This is a genomic window from Lutimaribacter marinistellae, assembly GCF_042648365.1.
GTDB lineage: Bacteria > Pseudomonadota > Alphaproteobacteria > Rhodobacterales > Rhodobacteraceae > Lutimaribacter_A > Lutimaribacter_A marinistellae.
In genome coordinates this window covers 80,809-99,183 of sequence record NZ_JBHRXI010000048.1, presented here as the reverse complement: position 1 = coordinate 99,183, position 18,375 = coordinate 80,809, and the positions used below count along the sequence as shown (strand labels likewise).

At 62.7% G+C, this 18,375-nt stretch carries 19 protein-coding genes; 13 read left to right on the top strand and 6 right to left on the bottom strand.

What is annotated here, in order from left to right; genetic code table 11:
• Positions 1-21: 21 nt before the first annotated feature.
• The 3 genes from ACFORG_RS21240 to ACFORG_RS21230 are packed head-to-tail and all read left to right on the top strand — an operon-like array spanning position 22 to position 1,843.
• Positions 22-360, top strand: a complete 339-nt coding sequence (locus tag ACFORG_RS21240; protein WP_386737582.1) for a DUF952 domain-containing protein — start codon at positions 22-24, stop codon at positions 358-360.
• Positions 357-788 carry a DUF1330 domain-containing protein gene (locus ACFORG_RS21235; RefSeq protein WP_386737580.1) on the top strand — a complete coding sequence of 144 codons (432 nt, stop codon included), beginning with the start codon at positions 357-359 and terminating at the stop codon, positions 786-788. The genes ACFORG_RS21240 and ACFORG_RS21235 overlap by 4 nt, the downstream gene beginning before the upstream one ends.
• The gene (locus ACFORG_RS21230) at positions 785-1,843 is read left to right on the top strand and encodes a quinone-dependent dihydroorotate dehydrogenase (protein ID WP_386737579.1); all 1,059 of its coding nucleotides are present in this window, start codon (positions 785-787) and stop codon (positions 1,841-1,843) included. Before ACFORG_RS21235 ends, ACFORG_RS21230 begins: the two co-directional genes overlap by 4 nt.
• Here the strand turns inward: ACFORG_RS21230 and ACFORG_RS21225 are convergent.
• Genes ACFORG_RS21225 through ACFORG_RS21215 form a run of 3 tightly spaced genes read right to left on the bottom strand, consistent with a single transcriptional unit; the run spans position 1,840 to position 4,102 of the window.
• Complete coding sequence (locus ACFORG_RS21225; protein ID WP_386737578.1) at positions 1,840-3,162, bottom strand: MATE family efflux transporter; 1,323 nt, start codon at positions 3,160-3,162, stop codon at positions 1,840-1,842. The genes ACFORG_RS21230 and ACFORG_RS21225 overlap by 4 nt on opposite strands.
• Positions 3,159-3,683 (bottom strand): PaaI family thioesterase, encoded by a 525-nt coding sequence (locus ACFORG_RS21220; RefSeq protein WP_386737577.1) that lies wholly within the window; start codon positions 3,681-3,683, stop codon positions 3,159-3,161. The genes ACFORG_RS21225 and ACFORG_RS21220 overlap by 4 nt, the downstream gene beginning before the upstream one ends.
• Complete coding sequence (locus ACFORG_RS21215) at positions 3,683-4,102, bottom strand: PaaI family thioesterase (RefSeq protein ID WP_386737576.1); 420 nt, start codon at positions 4,100-4,102, stop codon at positions 3,683-3,685. Before ACFORG_RS21215 ends, ACFORG_RS21220 begins: the two co-directional genes overlap by 1 nt.
• A gap of 119 nt (positions 4,103-4,221) precedes the next feature.
• Here ACFORG_RS21215 and ACFORG_RS21210 point away from each other — a divergent pair, with 119 nt between their 5' ends.
• The 8 genes from ACFORG_RS21210 (at position 4,222) to ACFORG_RS21175 (ending at position 11,914) form a co-directional block, all read left to right on the top strand.
• Positions 4,222-4,590, top strand: a complete 369-nt coding sequence (locus tag ACFORG_RS21210) for a MerR family transcriptional regulator (protein WP_386737575.1) — start codon at positions 4,222-4,224, stop codon at positions 4,588-4,590.
• Between the two features lie 87 nt (positions 4,591-4,677).
• Positions 4,678-4,869 carry a hypothetical protein gene (locus ACFORG_RS21205; protein WP_386737574.1) on the top strand — a complete coding sequence of 64 codons (192 nt, stop codon included), beginning with the start codon at positions 4,678-4,680 and terminating at the stop codon, positions 4,867-4,869.
• Between the two features lie 162 nt (positions 4,870-5,031).
• Entirely contained in the window at positions 5,032-5,433 is a 402-nt protein-coding gene (locus ACFORG_RS21200) for a MerR family transcriptional regulator (RefSeq protein ID WP_386737573.1), read from the top strand.
• Between the two features lie 48 nt (positions 5,434-5,481).
• On the top strand, positions 5,482-7,263 hold the full coding sequence (locus ACFORG_RS21195) for an acyl-CoA dehydrogenase C-terminal domain-containing protein (RefSeq protein ID WP_386737572.1): 1,782 nt from the start codon (positions 5,482-5,484) through the stop codon (positions 7,261-7,263).
• A gap of 53 nt (positions 7,264-7,316) precedes the next feature.
• Positions 7,317-7,529 (top strand): hypothetical protein, encoded by a 213-nt coding sequence (locus ACFORG_RS21190; RefSeq protein ID WP_386737571.1) that lies wholly within the window; start codon positions 7,317-7,319, stop codon positions 7,527-7,529.
• A 302-nt stretch (positions 7,530-7,831) separates the two neighbouring features.
• Positions 7,832-8,467 (top strand): glutathione S-transferase family protein, encoded by a 636-nt coding sequence (locus ACFORG_RS21185; RefSeq protein WP_386737570.1) that lies wholly within the window; start codon positions 7,832-7,834, stop codon positions 8,465-8,467.
• Positions 8,468-8,477: 10 nt separating this feature from the next.
• The gene (locus tag ACFORG_RS21180) at positions 8,478-9,689 is read left to right on the top strand and encodes an acetyl-CoA C-acetyltransferase (protein ID WP_386737569.1); all 1,212 of its coding nucleotides are present in this window, start codon (positions 8,478-8,480) and stop codon (positions 9,687-9,689) included.
• A 23-nt stretch (positions 9,690-9,712) separates the two neighbouring features.
• On the top strand, positions 9,713-11,914 hold the full coding sequence (locus tag ACFORG_RS21175; protein WP_386737568.1) for a 3-hydroxyacyl-CoA dehydrogenase NAD-binding domain-containing protein: 2,202 nt from the start codon (positions 9,713-9,715) through the stop codon (positions 11,912-11,914).
• A gap of 51 nt (positions 11,915-11,965) precedes the next feature.
• Here the strand turns inward: ACFORG_RS21175 and ACFORG_RS21170 are convergent, their stop codons facing one another.
• Together ACFORG_RS21170 and ACFORG_RS21165 are read right to left on the bottom strand one after the other, a co-directional pair.
• Positions 11,966-12,529, bottom strand: a complete 564-nt coding sequence (locus tag ACFORG_RS21170; protein WP_386737567.1) for a tetratricopeptide repeat protein — start codon at positions 12,527-12,529, stop codon at positions 11,966-11,968.
• A gap of 42 nt (positions 12,530-12,571) precedes the next feature.
• On the bottom strand, positions 12,572-13,060 hold the full coding sequence (locus ACFORG_RS21165) for an Lrp/AsnC family transcriptional regulator (RefSeq protein WP_386737566.1): 489 nt from the start codon (positions 13,058-13,060) through the stop codon (positions 12,572-12,574).
• A 110-nt stretch (positions 13,061-13,170) separates the two neighbouring features.
• Here ACFORG_RS21165 and putA point away from each other — a divergent pair, with 110 nt between their 5' ends.
• Both putA and ACFORG_RS21155 read left to right on the top strand, forming a co-directional pair.
• Positions 13,171-16,584, top strand: coding sequence for a bifunctional proline dehydrogenase/L-glutamate gamma-semialdehyde dehydrogenase PutA (putA, locus tag ACFORG_RS21160; protein WP_386737565.1), 3,414 nt, complete (start codon positions 13,171-13,173; stop codon positions 16,582-16,584).
• A 136-nt stretch (positions 16,585-16,720) separates the two neighbouring features.
• The gene (locus ACFORG_RS21155; protein ID WP_386737605.1) at positions 16,721-17,482 is read left to right on the top strand and encodes a rhomboid family intramembrane serine protease; all 762 of its coding nucleotides are present in this window, start codon (positions 16,721-16,723) and stop codon (positions 17,480-17,482) included.
• A gap of 1 nt (position 17,483) precedes the next feature.
• Here ACFORG_RS21155 and ACFORG_RS21150 read toward each other — a convergent pair whose 3' ends face one another.
• Positions 17,484-18,269, bottom strand: a complete 786-nt coding sequence (locus tag ACFORG_RS21150; protein ID WP_386737604.1) for an inositol monophosphatase family protein — start codon at positions 18,267-18,269, stop codon at positions 17,484-17,486.
• Between the last annotated feature and the right edge of the window lie 106 nt (positions 18,270-18,375).

Below are 18,375 nucleotides of genomic sequence, written 5' to 3'. Positions count from 1 at the left end.
TCAGCGAGGCATCACCGACGCATGTTGATCTACAAGATTTTCCGGGCCGAAGAGTTGGCCCAATTCGAAGCCGATGGAGAAACGGCCGGGGCACCGGTCGATCTGGCCGATGGGTACGTGCATTTCTCGACCGCCGCACAGGCGCGCGAGACGGCGGCGAAACACTTCGCCGGAGAAGACGGGCTGTCCCTGCTTGCCTGCGAGACCGCAGCGATGGGCGATGCGCTGAAATGGGAGACCTCGCGCGGCGGGGCGCTTTTTCCGCATCTTTACCGTCGCCTGCGGCGCGACGATGTCCTCTGGACGCGCCCTCTGCCACTCGTCGACGGCACGCACCAGTTTCCACAGGAGATGACATGACCGGATTCATCGACCCGGACCGCGCCCAGTTCGAGGCGTTCAAATCGCTCGACCGGGACCACCCGATCGAGATGCTGAACCTCGTGAAATTCCGCGATCTGGCGCTTTATCCCGAAGACCACCGCCTTGCCGGGAAGGGTCTGACCGGGGCCGAGGCATATCGCAACTACGGAAGCGAAACGGCACCGATCATTGCACGGCTCGGCGCGAGCATTGTCTGGCGCGGCAGTTTCCAGTCGACCCTGATCGGACCGAGTGGCGAGCACTGGGACGAGATGTTCGTCGCCCGATACCCTACCGCGCATGCCTTCCTCGAAATGGTGACCGACCCGATCTATCGCCAGGCCGTCGTGCACCGGCAGGCTGCTGTCGAAACGTCACGCCTGATCCGGACCAAACCTGCCGAAACAGGGGCGCAATTCGGATGAATTTCGCCGAGCGCGCGGCCCTTGCCGTCATGCATCGCATCGATCCTGAAACCGCCCACGGGCTGGCCCTGCGCAGCCTGCGGATGGGACTGGCCCCGGCACCCGGCCCGGTGTCGTCAGAGCGGCTGCGTACGCGGCTGGCGGGTTTGGATCTGCCCAACCCGGTCGGTCTGGCGGCAGGGTTCGACAAGAACGCCGAGGCTGTCACGCCCCTGACCCGCGCTGGGTTCGGATTCGTCGAAATCGGGGCGGCCACGCCCCGCCCGCAACCCGGCAACCCCAAGCCGCGCCTGTTTCGACTGTCAGAGGACCGCGCTGCGATCAACCGGTTCGGGTTCAACAATGACGGAATGGAAATAATCGCCCGGCGGCTCGCGGACCGTCCGCGCGACGCAGTGATCGGGCTGAATCTGGGCGCGAACAAGGACAGCGACGATCGACCCGGCGATTTCGCGCGCGTGCTGTCTCATTGCGCGGCCCATCTCGATTTCGCGACGGTCAACGTCTCCTCCCCCAACACCGAAAAGCTGCGCGATCTGCAAGGCAAGGAGGCGCTGTCGGCGCTCCTCGCCGGTGTGATGACAGCGCGGGATGCGTTGGAACGGCGACTGCCCGTCTTCCTCAAGATTGCGCCCGATCTGTCCGAGGACGAACTGGCCGATATTGCCGAAATCGCCCGGACCAGTGGTGTCGATGCCGTCATCGCGACAAACACGACCCTGTCGCGAGACGGGTTGAAAAGTGCTCATCGCGAGGAGAAAGGCGGGCTTTCCGGGGCGCCCTTGTTCGAAAGGTCCACCCGTGTGCTGGCGCGTCTCAGCCAGTTGACCGATGGGGCAATACCCCTGATCGGCGTGGGCGGGATTGCGACCGCAGAGGACGCCTATGCCAAGATCCGCGCCGGTGCCTCGGCGGTGCAGCTATACACGGCACTCGTCTATGGCGGCATCAGCCTCGCGCAGGAGATTCCGCAAGGACTCGAGGCACTTTTGGCGCGCGATGGCTTTGCAACGGTCGCCGATGCGGTGGGGACCGATCGTGCACGCTGGCTCTAGTCCTCGGCGCGGGCCTCCAGAGCCGGGTAGCGCAGTCCCAGGGTCACGCCGCGCGCAGCAAAGGAAATGAGCAGTGCGATCCACAGGCCGTGGTTTTCGAACACGGGCATCAACAGGGCTGCCGCGCCTGCGTAGATCAAGAAACTGAGCAGCATCATGTTGCGCATGTCACGTGTCGCGGTTGCGCCGATGAAAATCCCGTCCAGCATGAAGGGTGCCCAGCCGAGAACCGGCGCGAGTACCATGTAGGGAAGGAAGTCTCGAGCCGCGGCGCGAACCTCGGGAGAGGTGGTCATCAGGTCGATGATTGTCCCACCGGCCAGCGCGAAAAATGCCGCAAGGCCGATGGCGATCACACCGCCCCAGAAGCTTGAAAGTACGGCAGAGCGGCGCAGTACCATCCGCTGCCGTGCGCCCATCGCTCGGCCCACAAGCGCCTCGGCGGCAAACGCGAACCCATCCATGGCATAGGCAGTGATCTCGAGGAATTGGAGCAGTACCTGGTTGGCCGCGAGGCGCACATCCCCGAAACGGGCACCAAGCAGAAGAAACGACACGAAAATCCCCTGCAGCAGGAGAGAGCGAAGCAGGATATCGGTATTGACGGCCATCATGTGCCTCAGGCGTGCCGCGTCGAATACCTGATCCCAGTTCCGCCAATCCGGCACCCGGAACGCGGCCCGGCAGAACCAGAGACCAAGCGCAAGGCCGCTCCATTCAGCCATCAACGTCGCAACGGCCACCCCCTGCACACCCCAGCCCAACCCGAGGACGAACCAGAAGTCGAGCGCGATGTTCAACCCGTTCATCCAAAGTTGCAGCACCAGCACCGCGCGCGTCCGTTCCTGTGCGATCAGCCAACCGGTGATCCCAAAGATGGCAATCGCAGCAGGGGCACCCCAGATACGGATCGCCATGTAGTCACGCGCCAGGCTCTCGACCTCGTCCGAGGCGGGCGAGATGCGGAACGCGCCCCAGAACAGGGGCAGCTGCAGGGCAATCAGAACGCATCCGCCAACAGTTCCGATCAGCAAGGCACGGGTCAGAAGCGCCGCAACCTCGCCCCGGTCGCCCGCGCCCAGCGCCTGTCCGGCAAGGCCGGTCGTCCCCATCCTGAGGAAGCCGAAAATCCAATAGACCGCCGACAGGATGACCGCACCGATCCCCACCGCGCCGATCGGCGCCGCCTCGCCCATCTGGCCAACGACGCCGGTATCGACCGCACCCAGAATGGGTACGGTCGCATTCGACAGCACGATTGGCAGCGCGATATGGAGAACGCGACGATGCGTGATCTCCGCTGCCGGGATTGCGCTCACCCGGTGGTCTCCGCCTCGCGCGGCTGCGGCATCAGGAAATGCCCGGACCCCTGTGCAAAGAGTTTTGCATGATTGTCTTGCCACGCTTCGACCCGGACCGAGGCATAGCGGCGTCCGGCGCGGCTTACAGTTGCGCGCGCGTATGCATCGCGCGGCAGGCCAGAGCGCAGGTAGTCGACCGTGAAATCGATGGTTTTGGGGAAACCGGGGAACTCCGGTTTCGCGAAATCTTCGGGGTCGATTTCACCCCGTTCGATTGCCGGAAACATATGCTCCCAACTCAGGGTGATGATCGCCGTCACTTCGAGAAACGCAGCCGTGACCCCGCCATGTATCGCCGGGAGAAACGGGTTGCCGATCAGCTTCTCGTCGAAATTGAGAACACCAGTCAGCTCATCCCCCCGGCGGTCGAAGGTAATACCCAGAAATTGAATGTAAGGAACACCCTCGACCAGCGCCTTGAGCGCGGCATCGCGGCGTTGCTTTACAACCTGCATCGGCTCGGGACGGGATCTCGGCATCACTTGCCCTCCACGGTAAAAGAACCCGAGGCCGTGGCCACCGGCCTGTCGGCATCATCGTCATAGGCCGTGGCGCGCACAAAGGCGACGTTTCGGGTGATGTGATAACAGGTCGCGCGCGTCCGGATGGCCTGCCCCGGCGTGGCGGCGCGCATGTAATCGATGCGCAGGTCGATCGTCGCCGTACCGCCCGGCGCATGCGGATGGCTCATCACGGCCGCGCCGGAACAGGTGTCCAGCATCGCGGAAACCGCACCGCCATGGATCACGCCCCGGCGTGGATCACCGATCAGATCTTCGTTGTACGGCATCGATATCTCGGCCTCGCCATTGCCGATATATGTCAATTCCAGTTTCAGGGCCCGTGCATGGGGGATCGCCTCGATGAACTGGCGGGCAAGCTTCGTTCTGTCGGTCATGGGTCCTGTATTCCGCTGTTCTGACGGCCCTTTATGGTCCGGGGGTCAAGCAAAGGGCAAGGGAGCCTGTTGCGCTTCGCGTCGACCGGGCCTAGTTTGCGCACCGGAGGAGAGCTGGTATGTCCGACACACGCCTGTCATTCAAGGAAATGTGCGCGGAATTCGACGTGACGCCGCGCACGTTGCGTTATTACGAGTATATCGAGCTGCTCCAGCCCGATCGCGAAGGGCGATCGCGGTTCTACGGGCCGCGCGAACGTGCCCGAATGAAGCTGATCATGCGCGGTCGCAGATTCGGGTTTCCTCTCGAAGAGATTCGGCAATGGCTGATGATCTACGAAAACGAGGGGAATCAGGCGCAGATGCAGGCCTTTGTCGAGATGGCCGACCGTCAGACCGCCGAGTTGGAGCAACAGCGACAGCAACTAGACGAGGCACTGTCGGAGCTCAAACAGCTGCGCGAGCATACTTTGGGCCTGATCAAGTAACGTACTCTTGTCCTTGGATGGACCGTCTTGTCCCTTAGATTGGATGGCGTGCGGGTTTGATCCGCACTTGCCCCAGAAGGAGTGGAGATGGTGCACCCGAAATCCGTTCTGGCCGTTCTGGCATGCCTTACCCTGATGGCGTGTGACGTTGGCCCCACCGGTCACGGTACCGCGCCGCCGGGCGTGTCACAAACCGAGTGGGATGCCGAGGTACAAGCCCGGCGCGACGCACGGCGCAAGACCTATATGGGCCCCCGCGGCGGCGCCACCGGGCGCTGACAGGCACGTCTGAATCCAGCCGGCCTGTCACATTCCAAGTGATCCCACGTCACGAAAACTCGTGACGCAGCGTTCGGATTACGTCAACGTCAAGTTCATGTTGTAACCGGCGTCGGAATTGCCCACCTCAGGCACATGACGCCTGCGATGAGAGATTGAGATATGACCGAAGATCTGATGACGATCCGCGAGATGTGCGACGCCTATGACGTCACCCCGCGCACGTTGCGGTTCTACGAATCCAAGGAACTGCTGTTCCCCATCCGTGAAGGCCAGAAACGGCTCTTTACCAAGCGCGACCGCGCCCGGCTGAAACTTATCCTGCGCGGCAAGCGCTTCGGCTTCAGCCTCGAAGAGATCCGGCAGCTTCTGGACCTCTACCACGCCGGGGACCAGCAACTGACCCAGGTGACGCGAACCTACGACATAGCCTGCGATCGCCTTGCCGACATGGAAGCGCGCCGCAACGAGCTGACCGAGGCGATCGACGACCTCAAGAAGCAGCTGGAATGGGGCGAACAAGTCATCGCCTCGATGAAGGAAGAAAAGGACGCAGCGGAGTGACAAGCCCCGCCGTCCAACTGCAAAACGCTTGATATCAGGGAGCGAGCCATGCCCATCTACAATGCACCGACAAAGGACAGCCAGTTCATCCTTCACGATGTGCTGAGCGTGTCCGCCTCTGACATCCCCGGTTACACCGAACTTGAGCGCGACTTCACCGGCGCCGTTCTGGAAGAGGCGGGCAAGGTTGCCAGCAACGTGCTGCATCCGCTGAACACTGTCGGCGACACTGAAGGTTGTCGTCTGGAGAACGGTGTGGTGTACACGCCAACCGGCTTCAAGGACGCTTTCGAGCAGGTCAAGGAAGGCGGATGGCCCGGCCTCGACATGCCCGAGGAATACGGCGGGCAAAACATGCCCTACGTGCTGGGCACGGCAGTGGGTGAGATGTTCTCGGCCGCGAACCAGGCGTTTACCATGTACCAAGGCCTGACCCACGGTGCGGCCTCGGCGATCCTGGCACATGGCTCCGACGAGCAGAAGAATACCTATCTGCCCAAGATGGTGTCCTGCGACTGGACCGGTACGATGAACCTGACCGAACCGCATTGCGGCACCGATCTGGGCCTGATGCGCACCAAGGCCGAACCTCAGGAAGACGGCAGCTACAAGATCACCGGCCAGAAGATCTTCATCTCGGCTGGCGAGCATGACATGGCTGACAACATCGTCCACCTGGTGCTGGCCAAGATCACCGGCGGCCCCGAGGGCATCAAGGGCGTGTCGCTCTTCATCGTGCCCAAGTTCCTTGTGAACGAAGACGGCAGCCTTGGCGCGCGCAATGGCGTCAGCTGCGGCAAGATCGAAGAAAAGATGGGCATCCACGGCAACTCCACCTGCGTCATGAACTATGACGAAGCGACCGGCTACCTGCTGGGCGAGGAGCACAAGGGCATGCGCGCCATGTTCACCATGATGAACGAGGCCCGCCTGGGCGTTGGCATGCAGGGTCTTGCTCAGGCCGATGCGGCCTATCAGAACGCCTTGGAATATGCCAAAGACCGGCTGCAGGGCCGTGACGTGACCGGCGCCAAGAATCCCGATGGTCCGGCCGACCCGCTGATCGTTCATCCCGATATCCGCCGTTCGCTGATGGATCAGAAGAGCTTTGCCGAGGGCGCCCGCGCCTTCATCCTCTGGGGCGCTACGCTGATCGACCAGGCCCATCGCTCGAAAGACAAAGACGCCGATGGCCTGATTTCGCTGCTCACGCCGGTCATCAAGGGTTTCCTGACCGACGAGGGGTATGACATGACCGTGCGTGCTCAGCAGGTCTATGGTGGCCACGGCTACATCGAGGAATGGGGCATGTCGCAATACACCCGCGACGCCCGGATCGCGATGATCTACGAGGGGGCGAACGGCGTTCAGGCGCTGGACCTCGTAGGTCGGAAACTGGCGCAGGACGGCGGCAAGCACGTCATGGCCTTCTTCGACATGGTCAAGGAGTTCTGCAAGACCAGCGCCGGACAAAGCGAAAGCCTTGACCGCGACTTCATCGAGCCGCTCAAGAAGGCGTCGAAGGATCTGCAGCAGGCCGGCATGTATTTCATGCAGAACGGCATGAAGAACCCCAACAATGCCCTCGCCGGGTCCTATGACTTCATGCACATGTTCGGGCATGTCTGCCTGGGCCTGATGTGGGCACGGATGGCCAAGGCCGCGCAGGCGGCCCTTGACGGCGGCGCCTCGGATCGTGACTTCTACGAAACGAAGATAGCCACCGGCCGCTACTACATGAGCCGTCGCCTGCCCGCGACTGCGATGCACCTTGCCCGCATCGAATCCGGCGCAGAACCCGTGATGGCGCTGGAAGCTGCCAACTTCTGATCGGTACGGCGGGGGTGAACCCCGCCCTACCCCTACGACCCGAGGGAGGACAGATGCCCAAACGGTTCCGCCTGACCCGCCGCTTCAACGCCGCAATGACCGAAGACGGCTATCGCCGGCTCAAGAGCTTCGCGCGCGAGGCCGGTCTGGACGAAGGCGAGGCGCTGTCCTTTCTCTTCGAGAACTTCAACAGTGTCATCAACGACGAGAACCTGACCCACCGGTTGCGCCTCTTCAATGCCGAGCTTGAAGACCGCAAACGTTAGGGCGCACGTCCAGCTACTCCATTTGCCCGGCGCATGACGACCTTTAGCGGGAGTATTTGAAAAGAGATGAAAGGCGAGAATGCCGCGGACTGCACCACCTCATGGCAATTGCTTTCGCTGGGAGGGAGCAAGAGCGTTTCCGGCGAGGCGATGCAGGTCTGTCAGAGCCGCCCTCTGATCCGACGCTACTGACGTCAGGTTACGAACGTGGGGTCATAGCGCGCGCCCCGTTTCACGATCATCTCTTTCCAAATACTCAATCGACGAAACGTCGTTACCTGCACCACGGGAGGGGTGTCTGCATGACCATAAAGCTTCATTGCTTCGGGGAGAGTGGCAATTCCTACAAGGCCGCCTTGGCCCTTCAGTTGTCTGGCCTCGACTGGGAACCCATTTTCGTGGATTTCTTCGGTGGCCAGACCCGCCTGCCCGAGTTTCGCGCCGAGAACCCCATGGGCGAGGCTCCGGTCATGATCGACGGCGATTTCCGCCTTTCACAATCTGGTGCGATTCAGGCCTATGTCACCGAGAAAACCGGCAAGTTCGGCGGTGCCGACCGCCAGGAGCGGTACGATGTGTTGCGCTGGGTTCTGTGGGACAACCACAAGCTCTCGTCCATGGCTGGCGTCACGCGGTTCCTGATGAACTTCCTGCCCGAGGACAAACGGCCCGCCGAGGTGATCGGTTTCAACCAGGGCCGGCTGAAGACCGCATATCAGACGCTCAACGCACATCTCGAAGGCCGCGACTGGATCGTGGGTAGCGGCGTGACCAATGCCGACCTGTCCTGCTGCGGGTATCTCTACTATCCCGAACCGTTCGGCTTTGACCGTGCCGAATGGCCGAACATCGACGCCTGGCTGACGCGGCTTTCCGAGCAGCCCGGCTGGAAACACCCCTATGACCTGATGCCCGGCAAACCGTCGGATCGAGCTTGAGGAGACAATCATGACCGAAGCCTATATCTATGACGCGCTGCGCACCCCGCGCGGCAAGGGCCGCAAGGAAGGCAGCCTGCACGAGGTGACCTCGGTGCGCCTGTCGGCCCTGACGCTGAACGCGGTGAAAGAGCGCAACAACCTCGAGGGGCACGCAGTCGAGGACGTGATCTGGGGCAATGTCACGCAGGTGATGGAACAGGGCGGCTGCCTTGCACGCTCGGCCGTGCTGGCCTCGGACCTCGATGAATCCATCCCCGGCCTTGCCATCAACCGGTTCTGCGCAAGCGGTATGGAGGCGGTGAACCTTGCCGCCAACCAGGTCAAGGGCGGCGCGGGCGATGCCTATATCGCCGGTGGCGTCGAGATGATGGGCCGCGTTGCGATGGGCAGCGATGGCGCGGCAATCGCGGTCGATCCAAGCTTGGCCATGGAAACCTATTTCGTGCCACAGGGCATCTCGGCAGATATCATCGCGACCGAATACGGCTTCTCGCGCGATCAGGCCGATGCGCTGGCCGTGGAATCGCAGAAACGTGCCGCGAAGGCATGGGAAGAGAACCGTTTCGAGAAATCGGTCATCACCGTGCGCGATCAGAACGGCCTCGCCATCCTTGATCGTGACGAATACATGCGCCCGCAGACCGACATGCAGAGCTTGGGCTCGCTCAACCCGTCCTTCCAGATGATGGGAGAGCAGATGCCCGGCTTCGACAAGGTGGCGATGCTGAAGTATCCGCACCTTGAGCGGATCAACCACATCCACCACGCGGGCAACTCGTCTGGCATCGTGGACGGCGCTGCCGCAGTCCTGATCGGCAACAAGGAGTTCGGCGAGAAGCACGGACTCAAGCCCCGCGCCCGCATCCGCCAGACCGCCAAGATCGGCACCGATCCGACCATCATGCTGACCGGCCCGGTTCCCGTGACCGAAAAGATCCTGGCCGAAAGCGGCATGAGTTTCTCGGATATCGACCTGTTCGAGGTCAACGAGGCCTTTGCCTCGGTCGTGCTGCGCTTCATGCAGGCCTTCGACGCCGACCCCGACAAGGTGAACGTGAATGGCGGCTCCATCGCGATGGGCCACCCGCTGGGCGCGACCGGCGCGATCATCATCGGCACCCTGCTGGACGAGTTGGAGCGGCAGGACAAGGAAGTGGGTCTCGCCACGCTTTGCATCGCGTCCGGCATGGGCGCGGCCACCATCATCGAGCGCGTGTGAACCGCGGGACCGGGAGAAAGAAAATGGCTGAATTCACGTTGAGCAAAGACGCAGACGGCGTCGCAATCATCACCTGGGACGTTCCCGGCAAGACGATGAACGTCATGTCCTTTACCGGGCTCGAAGAACTGGACGCCTGCATCGACGAAGCACTGGCCGATGACACGGTCAAGGGCATCGTGATCACCTCTGGCAAGGACGGGTCGTTCGCAGGCGGCATGGACCTGAACCTGCTGGCCGTGATGAAGGAACAGGCGGGCGACGACCCGGCCAAGGGTCTTTTCGAAGGCACGATGAAAATGCACGGCCTGCTGCGCAAGATCGAACTGGCCGGCATGGACCCCAAGAGCAAAAAGGGTGGCAAGCCTATCGCGGCTGCCCTGCCCGGCACCGCCGCCGGTATCGGGCTGGAACTGCCACTGGCCACGCACCGCATTTTTGTCTCGGACAACCCCAAGGCAAAGTACGGCCTGCCCGAAATCCTCGTCGGCATCTTCCCCGGCGCGGGCGGCACCACGCGCCTGGCCAAGAAGCTGGGCGCGGTGGCCGCGGCCCCATTGCTGCTCGAAGGCAAGATGCTGGACGCGAAGAAGGCCAAGGGCGTGGGCATCATTGATGAGGTTGCGGCCGATCCGGTCGCCGCGGCCAAGGAATGGGTCCTCAACGCCAAGGACGCCGATATCGTCAAGCCGTGGGACGCCAAGGGATACAAGATGCCCGGCGGCGCGCCCTATCATCCGGCGGGCTTCATGAACTTCGTCGGGGCCTCGGCGATGGTACATGGCAAGACCCAAGGCGCGTTTCCCGCCGCCAAGGCGCTGCTGAGCGCGGTTTACGAAGGCGCGCTGGTCGATTTCGACACGGCGCTGAAGATCGAGGCGCGCTGGTTCACCAACGTGCTGATGAACCCCTCCTCCGGCGCGATGATCCGGTCGCTCTTCCTCAACAAGGAAGCGCTGGAAAAAGGTGCGGTTCGGCCCAAGGACGTGCCCGACCAGCGGGTGAAGAAGCTGGGCGTTCTCGGAGCGGGCATGATGGGCGCGGGCATTGCGCTGGTTTCGGCGCAGGCCGGCATGGAAGTCGTGCTGATCGACCGCGACCAGGAAAGCGCGGACCGCGGCAAGGCTTATACCGAAGCCTATCTCGACAAGGGGATAAAGCGCGGCAAGGTCACGCAGGACAAGAAGGATGCGATGCTGGGCCTGATCACGGCAACGCCCAATCTGGATCAGCTCAAAGGCTGCGATCTGATTATTGAGGCGGTGTTCGAAGACCCCAAGGTCAAGGCCGAGATGACCCAGAAAGTCGAGGCGATCATCCCCGAGGATTGCATCTTTGCCTCCAACACCTCGACCCTGCCGATCACCGGGCTGGCCAAGGCCAGCAAGCGTCCCGAGCAGTTCATCGGCATCCACTTCTTCTCGCCCGTCGAGAAGATGCTGCTGGTCGAGATCATCAAGGGCAAGGAGACCGGCGACCGCGCGGTGGCCAAGGCGCTCGACTATGTACGCCAGATCCGCAAGACGCCCATCGTCGTCAATGACGCGCGGTTCTTCTACTGCAACCGTTGCATCATTCCTTATGGCAACGAGGCGACGCGGATGGTGACCGAAGGTGTCGCACCGGTTCTGATCGACAATGCCGCGCGTCAGCTGGGCTTCCCCGTCGGACCTATCCAGCTGGGCGACGAAACCTCGATCGACCTGGCCGCCAAGATCACCCGCGCCACGAAGGAGGCGATGGGCAACGAGTACCCGGCCTCGGAAGCGGATGACCTGGTCTTCTGGATGGAGGCCGAGGGCCGACTGGGCCGCAAGGCAAAGGCCGGCTATTTCGATTACGACGAAAAAGGCAAGCGCGTCGGCTATTGGAAAGGCATCCACGACAAGTACCCGCTGGCGGATGAGCAACCCGACCTGATCGAGGTTCAGGAACGGCTGATGTTCGTGCAGGCGCTCGAAGCGGTACGCGCCCTTGAGGAAGGGGTGATCGAGGACATCCGCGAGGCCGATGTCGGCGCGATCCTTGCCTGGGGCTTTGCCCCGTGGTCGGGCGGGCCGCTCTCTTGGCTGGACATCATCGGTGCCCCCTACGCCGCGCAGCGCTGTGACGAACTGACCGAGAAGTTCGGACCCCGGTTCACCTGTCCGCCGCTCCTGCGCGAGATGGCGGAGAAGGGCCAGACGTTCTACGGTCGCTTCGCACCAGAGAAAAAGGCGGCCTGATCCGCCTCGTCCCAAGAAATCGGCCCGGAGTTCGCTCCGGGCCTTTTTCGTTCAGATATCATCGCCTGGGGGTTCCAGTGGACCGCCGGGCGCGGCCAATCCGCGTTCGGGCAACCACGGGTTCAGCGCCAACGCCTCTTGCAACACGTCACGTGCCTCGCCGACACGTCCCAATGCGAGCAGAGAAAGTGCCTTGCCGCTCATCGCAGCCACGTGACGGGGCGAGCGCTCCAATGCCAGGTCGAGATCGACCAGCGCGGCCGCGTAGTTCTGCGCGAGAAAATTCACGAAAGCGCGTTGATTATACCCTTCGGCATAGTCCGGGCAGTATTCCACGAGGCGGTCGAACTCCGCTCGGGCGCCGAGCAGATCCCACCCGGCCCGCTTCGACATGCCCCGATCAAGGATGGCTTGCGCAGCGGCGTCGGGCGCGTCGGCCCACAACTCCCACATCTGGTTGGAAATCTGCTGCGCGGCGCCTTCATCCTCGGCAACCGCAATATCTTCGATCAACCTGTCGAGCTGTGCGGCGTGATCGGGCGGCGGCGGACATGACTGCGCGGCAGCGCTGCCAGCTGCAAACATGACCAGAACGAGGATAAGAGGCATCTTCATGCAATAAAGCATGGGCCGCTTGGCCCCAAGGTCAAGCACGCCTTAGCCGGGCACCTCCAGCGGCCCCATCAACCCTGTTTCCTTCACGGCCTCCATCGCCATGAAGGTCGATGTGCTGGCCACATGCGGTAGGGTCGAGATCTTTTCCGCAAGAACTGCACGGTAATCCGACATCGACCGAGTGCGGATCTTGAGCAAGTAGTCAAAATTGCTTGCGATCATATGGGCTTGCTCGATCTCGGCGATCCGGCGCACGGCGGCATTGAACTCCGACAGCGCCTTTTCCCGCGTGTCGGTCAACCGCACCTCGACGAATGCCACGTGGTCAAGGCCCAGCCGGATCGGGTCGACCAGCGCCCGGTACCCGGTGATGTAGCCCTCGGCCTCCAGACGTTTTACGCGCGCCTGCGTCGGCGATTTCGACAGCCCGATCCTGCGTGCAAGGTCGGCAATCGACATTCGGCCATCCTCGGCCAACGCCATCAGAATCGCACGGTCGAAGCGGTCAAGGCCCGGGAAGTCCGTTTGCATCGCCAAATCCATCAAATTCAGGCCACTGTCCTGTTTCACAGATACATTCAGCCGATCGTTCCGTCAAATCCGGGATATTCTGAACGATATAGAGAAGGAGCCCCTTGCCGATGTCCACTGACCTGCGACATGCCATCGACAGCCAGGCCTATGCCGACCAGTCCGAAGTCTTGGATCGTTTGAAAGCCCAGGCAGATCTCTCGTCCGAGGATCGCCGCCGCATCTGCGAAAAAGGCGCGCAGCTTGTACGTGACATCCGCTCCAGCAGCATGCCGGGATTGATGGAAGTATTCCTTGCCGAATACGGCCTTTCGACCGACGAGGGCGTGGCGCTCATGTGCCTGGCCGAGGCGCTGTTGCGGGTGCCCGATGCTGACACGATCGACGCTCTGATCGAGGACAAGATCGCGCCATCGGATTGGGGCAAGCATCTGGGGCATTCGTCTTCCTCGCTGGTCAACGCGTCGACCTGGGCGCTCATGCTGACAGGGCGCGTTCTCGACGACGACCGTCCCTCGCCCGTGCGTGCGCTGCGCAGCGCGGTCAAGCGTCTGGGAGAGCCTGTCATCCGAACTGCTGTCGGCCGAGCCATGCGCGAAATGGGACGGCAATTCGTGCTGGGCGAGACCATCCAATCCGCCATGAAACGTGCCGAAGGGATGGAGGCCAAGGGGTACACCTACTCCTACGACATGCTTGGCGAGGCCGCCCGGACCGAGGCCGACGCAGCGCGTTATCACTTGTCCTATTCGCGTGCGATCACCGCAATTGCGCAGGCCTGTACCTCGGATGACATCCGGGACAATCCGGGGATCTCGGTGAAACTCTCGGCGCTGCATCCGCGCTACGAAGTAGCTCAGGAAGAGCGGGTGATGGACGAACTCGTTCCGCGCCTGCGCGCACTCTGCCTGCTCGCGAAATCGGCGCGGATGGGCTTGAACATCGACGCAGAAGAGGCAGACCGCCTTTCCCTGTCGCTGCAGGTGATCGAAACCGTGATGGCCGAACCCGCGCTCAAGGGCTGGGATGGCTTCGGCATCGTCGTGCAGGCCTATGGTCCGCGCGCCGGCACGGCGCTGGATTCGCTCTACGACATGGCCAATCGGTTCGACCGCAAGCTCATGATCCGACTGGTCAAAGGGGCGTATTGGGATACCGAGATCAAGCGCGCGCAGGTCGAAGGCGTCGACGGCTTTCCCGTCTTCACGCAAAAGGCCGCAACGGACGTGTCCTATATCGCCAATGCGCGCAAACTGCTTGGGATGACCGACCGGATCTATCCGCAATTCGCCACGCACAACGCCCACACCGTCAGCGCCATTCTGCACATGGCCGACAATGTCGAAGCGTTCGAGTTCCAGCGCCTGCATGGAATGGGCGAGACACTGCATCAGCTCGTCAAGGCCCGGAACGGAACGCGCTGCCGGATCTATGCCCCGGTCGGGGCGCATCGCGACCTGCTAGCCTATCTCGTGCGCCGCCTGCTCGAAAACGGCGCGAACAGCTCTTTCGTGAACCAGATCGTGGACGAGGATGTGCCGCCTGAGGTGGTGGCATCGGACCCGTTCGAGGCGCTCAGCACGCCCGCACCCGATTTGGCTAAGGGTCCCGATCTGTTCCAACCAGAGCGCGATAATTCCAAGGGCTTCGACCTTGCCCACATCCCGACGCTCGAGATGATCGAACGAGCACGAATGCCTCATGCCGATGCGCAATGGCAGGCCGGGCCACTTCTGGCCGATGCGGCACCACAGGACACAAAGGCAACAGCAGAGCCGGTCGCCAATCCGGCCCGGCCCGCAGGTGGCCCCGGCACGGTCATCCCGGCCAGCGCTGCCGATGTCGAACGCGCCCTGTCCTCGGCCCGTCCGTGGCAAGCCGATGCTGCCGAGCGTGCAAGGGTGCTGCGTGTCGCCGCCGATCTATACGAGAAGCATTTCGGCGAGATCTTCGCGCTTGTGGCCCGCGAGGCGGGCAAGTCGCTGCCTGACGCCGTGGGCGAACTGCGCGAAGCGGTCGATTTCCTGCGCTATTATGCTGCCAACATCCCCGATGGCCCGCCCGCCGGCGTTTTCACCTGCATCAGCCCGTGGAACTTTCCCCTTGCCATTTTCACCGGCCAGGTCTCCGCGGCGCTTGCAACCGGCAACGCGGTGCTGGCGAAACCCGCACCGCAGACCCCGCTGATCGCCTTTCGCGCCGTGCAATTGCTGCACGAGGCCGGGGTGCCGCGCACGGCGCTGCAACTCCTCCCCGGAGGTCCGCAGGTCGGTGCCACGCTGACCTCGGACCCGCGCGTCGATGGTGTCGCCTTTACCGGCTCGACGGCGACGGCGCTGAAAATTCGCGCAGCCATGGCGGGAAACCTGACCCCCGGCGCACCGCTCATCGCCGAAACCGGGGGGCTCAACGCCATGATCGTGGACTCGACAGCGCTTCCGGAACAAGCCGTGCAGGCCATCGTCGAGTCCGCCTTTCAATCGGCGGGTCAGCGATGCTCGGCCCTGCGGTGCCTTTATGTGCAGGAGGACATCGCCGACGATCTGCTGACCATGCTGAAAGGCGCAATGGACGCTCTGCAAATGGGCGACCCATGGCATCTCTCGACTGATGTCGGGCCCGTGATCGACGAGAATGCGCGCAGCGGGATTCTCGAGCACGTCGCCAAGGCCCGCGCCGAGGGCCGCGTGCTCAAGGAAGTGTCCGTTCCGCCCGACGGGCTTTTCGTGTCACCAACCCTGATCTCGGTCGGTGGCATCAGGGAACTGGAGACAGAAGTCTTTGGCCCAGTGCTTCATGTTGCACGCTTCCGTGCCGCCGATCTGGACAAGGTGATCGAGGACATCAATGCCACGGGATACGGTCTGACCTTCGGCTTGCAGACCCGCATCGACGACCGCGTGCAACACGTGACCGAAGCGATCCATGCGGGCAACATTTACGTGAACCGTAACCAGATTGGCGCCATTGTCGGCTCTCAGCCTTTTGGCGGCGAAGGGTTGTCGGGCACCGGACCGAAGGCTGGCGGACCGAACTACATGACCCGGTTCCTGGCGCCCGATCGCCGAGAAACTGATGCGGTCTGGAATGGCGAAGCCTCGGCGACGCTGGAACGACATGGAACCGCGGCGGTACCGGTAACTCGCAGCCTGCCGGGCCCGACGGGCGAATCGAACCGCCTGAGCGAAAGCCCCAGAGAGGCGTTGCTGTGCATGGGGCCCGGAAAGGAAACCGTTCAGGCACAGGTCGAAGCGGTGCGGGAGCTGGGGGGCGTCGCCATCGCTGCTAACGGTCCCGTGTCCGATGAACAACTGGAATCGGTTTCCGGGATTTCGGGGGTCTTGTGGTGGGGCGATGCAGGCGAGGCGCGCAGGATCGAACAGGCACTCGCCCGCCGCGACGGGCCGATCCTGCCGCTGATCCCGGGCCGTCCCGACCGCGCGCGGGTGCTGGGAGAACGCCATGTCTGCGTCGATACGACCGCTGCGGGGGGCAACGCGGCGCTTCTGGGAGGAATGGCCTGAACCGCAAGCCCTCCCGCCCGCCGGGGCCGCATCAAGGATGCGACTCCGGCCGTTGGGCCGGGCAGCGCGCGAAAGCGCGCTGCGGGTGCACCAAGCACGCTTGACCCGCCTGTGCTTTCGCACCAGCTTTGCCCAGATGTTCCCGATCCGTGATCATAACCCCTCGGGGCGCACGCCCTATGTCGTCTACCTGCTCATGGCAGCCAATATCCTGATCTTTCTCAGCTATTGGGGGATCATGGATGACGCACGGCTGATCAATCGCTTCTTCTTCGACTGGGCGATCATCCCGGCCCGGATCGAGGACGGATTCCGTTATGATACCCTGCTAACCTCGATGTTCCTGCATGGCGGGTTCATGCACCTGGCCGGTAACATGCTGTTTCTGTGGATTTTCGGCGACAATCTCGAGGATGAGATGGGCCATGTACCCTTCCTGCTCTTCTATATTGCAAGCGGGCTTGGAGCGGGACTGATCCACGTGTTTTCGGCGCCAGACTCGGTGGTGCCCACGGTTGGGGCATCCGGGGCCATTGCGGGGGTCATGGGCGGCTACCTGCTGATGTTTCCCAAGGCGAGGGTCGATATCCTGCTGATCCTGATCGTGTATTTCAGGGTCTTCTCGATTCCTGCCTTCGTGATGCTGGGCGTTTGGCTGGGGATGCAGTTTCTTGGCAGCCTGAGCAGCGATCCCGACGCAGGCGGTGTCGCCTACTGGGCCCACACCGGCGGGTTTGCCGTTGGTTTCGTGCTGTGCCTGCCCTTGTGGCTGCGACGTGGCGGAGCGGCCTATTGGAACCGGACACATGGCCACCCGCCCCACCCCGAACGGTCGGTCGAAATCGCCTATACCCGTATTCCGCGCACGCGGCGCGGGCCAAAGGGACCCTGGGGCTGATCTAGCCCCGGATCACCTTGGAAAAACTGTCGAAAATCGGTTCGTTCGCGCAGATGACTTCGCCGCTGTCGAGGATCGACCCCGAGGGTTCCAGCGCGTCGACCATTCCGCCAGCCTCGCGCACGATTATGATACCTGCCGCAAGGTCCCAGGCGTTCAGGCGACGCTCCCAGAACCCTTCGTACCGTCCGGCCGCAACATAGGCCATGTCGAGCGCGGCGGAGCCCCAGCGCCGGACGCCTGCGCAGACCGGCATCAGCCGTGCAAGGTCCTGCAGGGTGGCCGGAAGGTCCGAACGACCGCCATAGGGCAGACCGGTGGCAAAGATCGACTCGATCATCCGATGCCGGGCGGAGACGCGGATGCGGCTTTCGTTCATCCACGCGCCCTCGCCCTTTTCGGCAAAGAACATCTCGTCCTTGGCGGCATCAAAGATGACACCGGCGACGATCTTGCCCTTATGCTCCAACGCGATGGAAATGCACCAATGCGGCAGACCGTGCAGGAAATTCGTGGTTCCGTCCAGGGGATCGACGATCCAGCGGCGCGTGGGATCTTCGCCATCCTGGCCGCCACCTTCCTCGGCCAGCCAGCCATAGGTGGGGCGCGCGCCGAGCAACTCGTCCTTGAGGATTTTCTCGGCAGCGATATCGGCGCGGCTAACGAAATCGCCCGCCCCCTTCATCGAGACCTGCAGGTTCTCGACCTCGCGGAAATCCTTCACCAGCGAGCGGCCCGCCTTGCGCGCGGCCTTGATCATGATGTTGAGATTCGCACTGCCAACCATCGAAACGGGCTCCTCATCGGTCAAACCGCGCGTATATCGATGCGCCTCCGGATTGCCAAGGGCCATGTTCTGCAATGCCGCTGCCATACTGCCATAATCCGTGGCG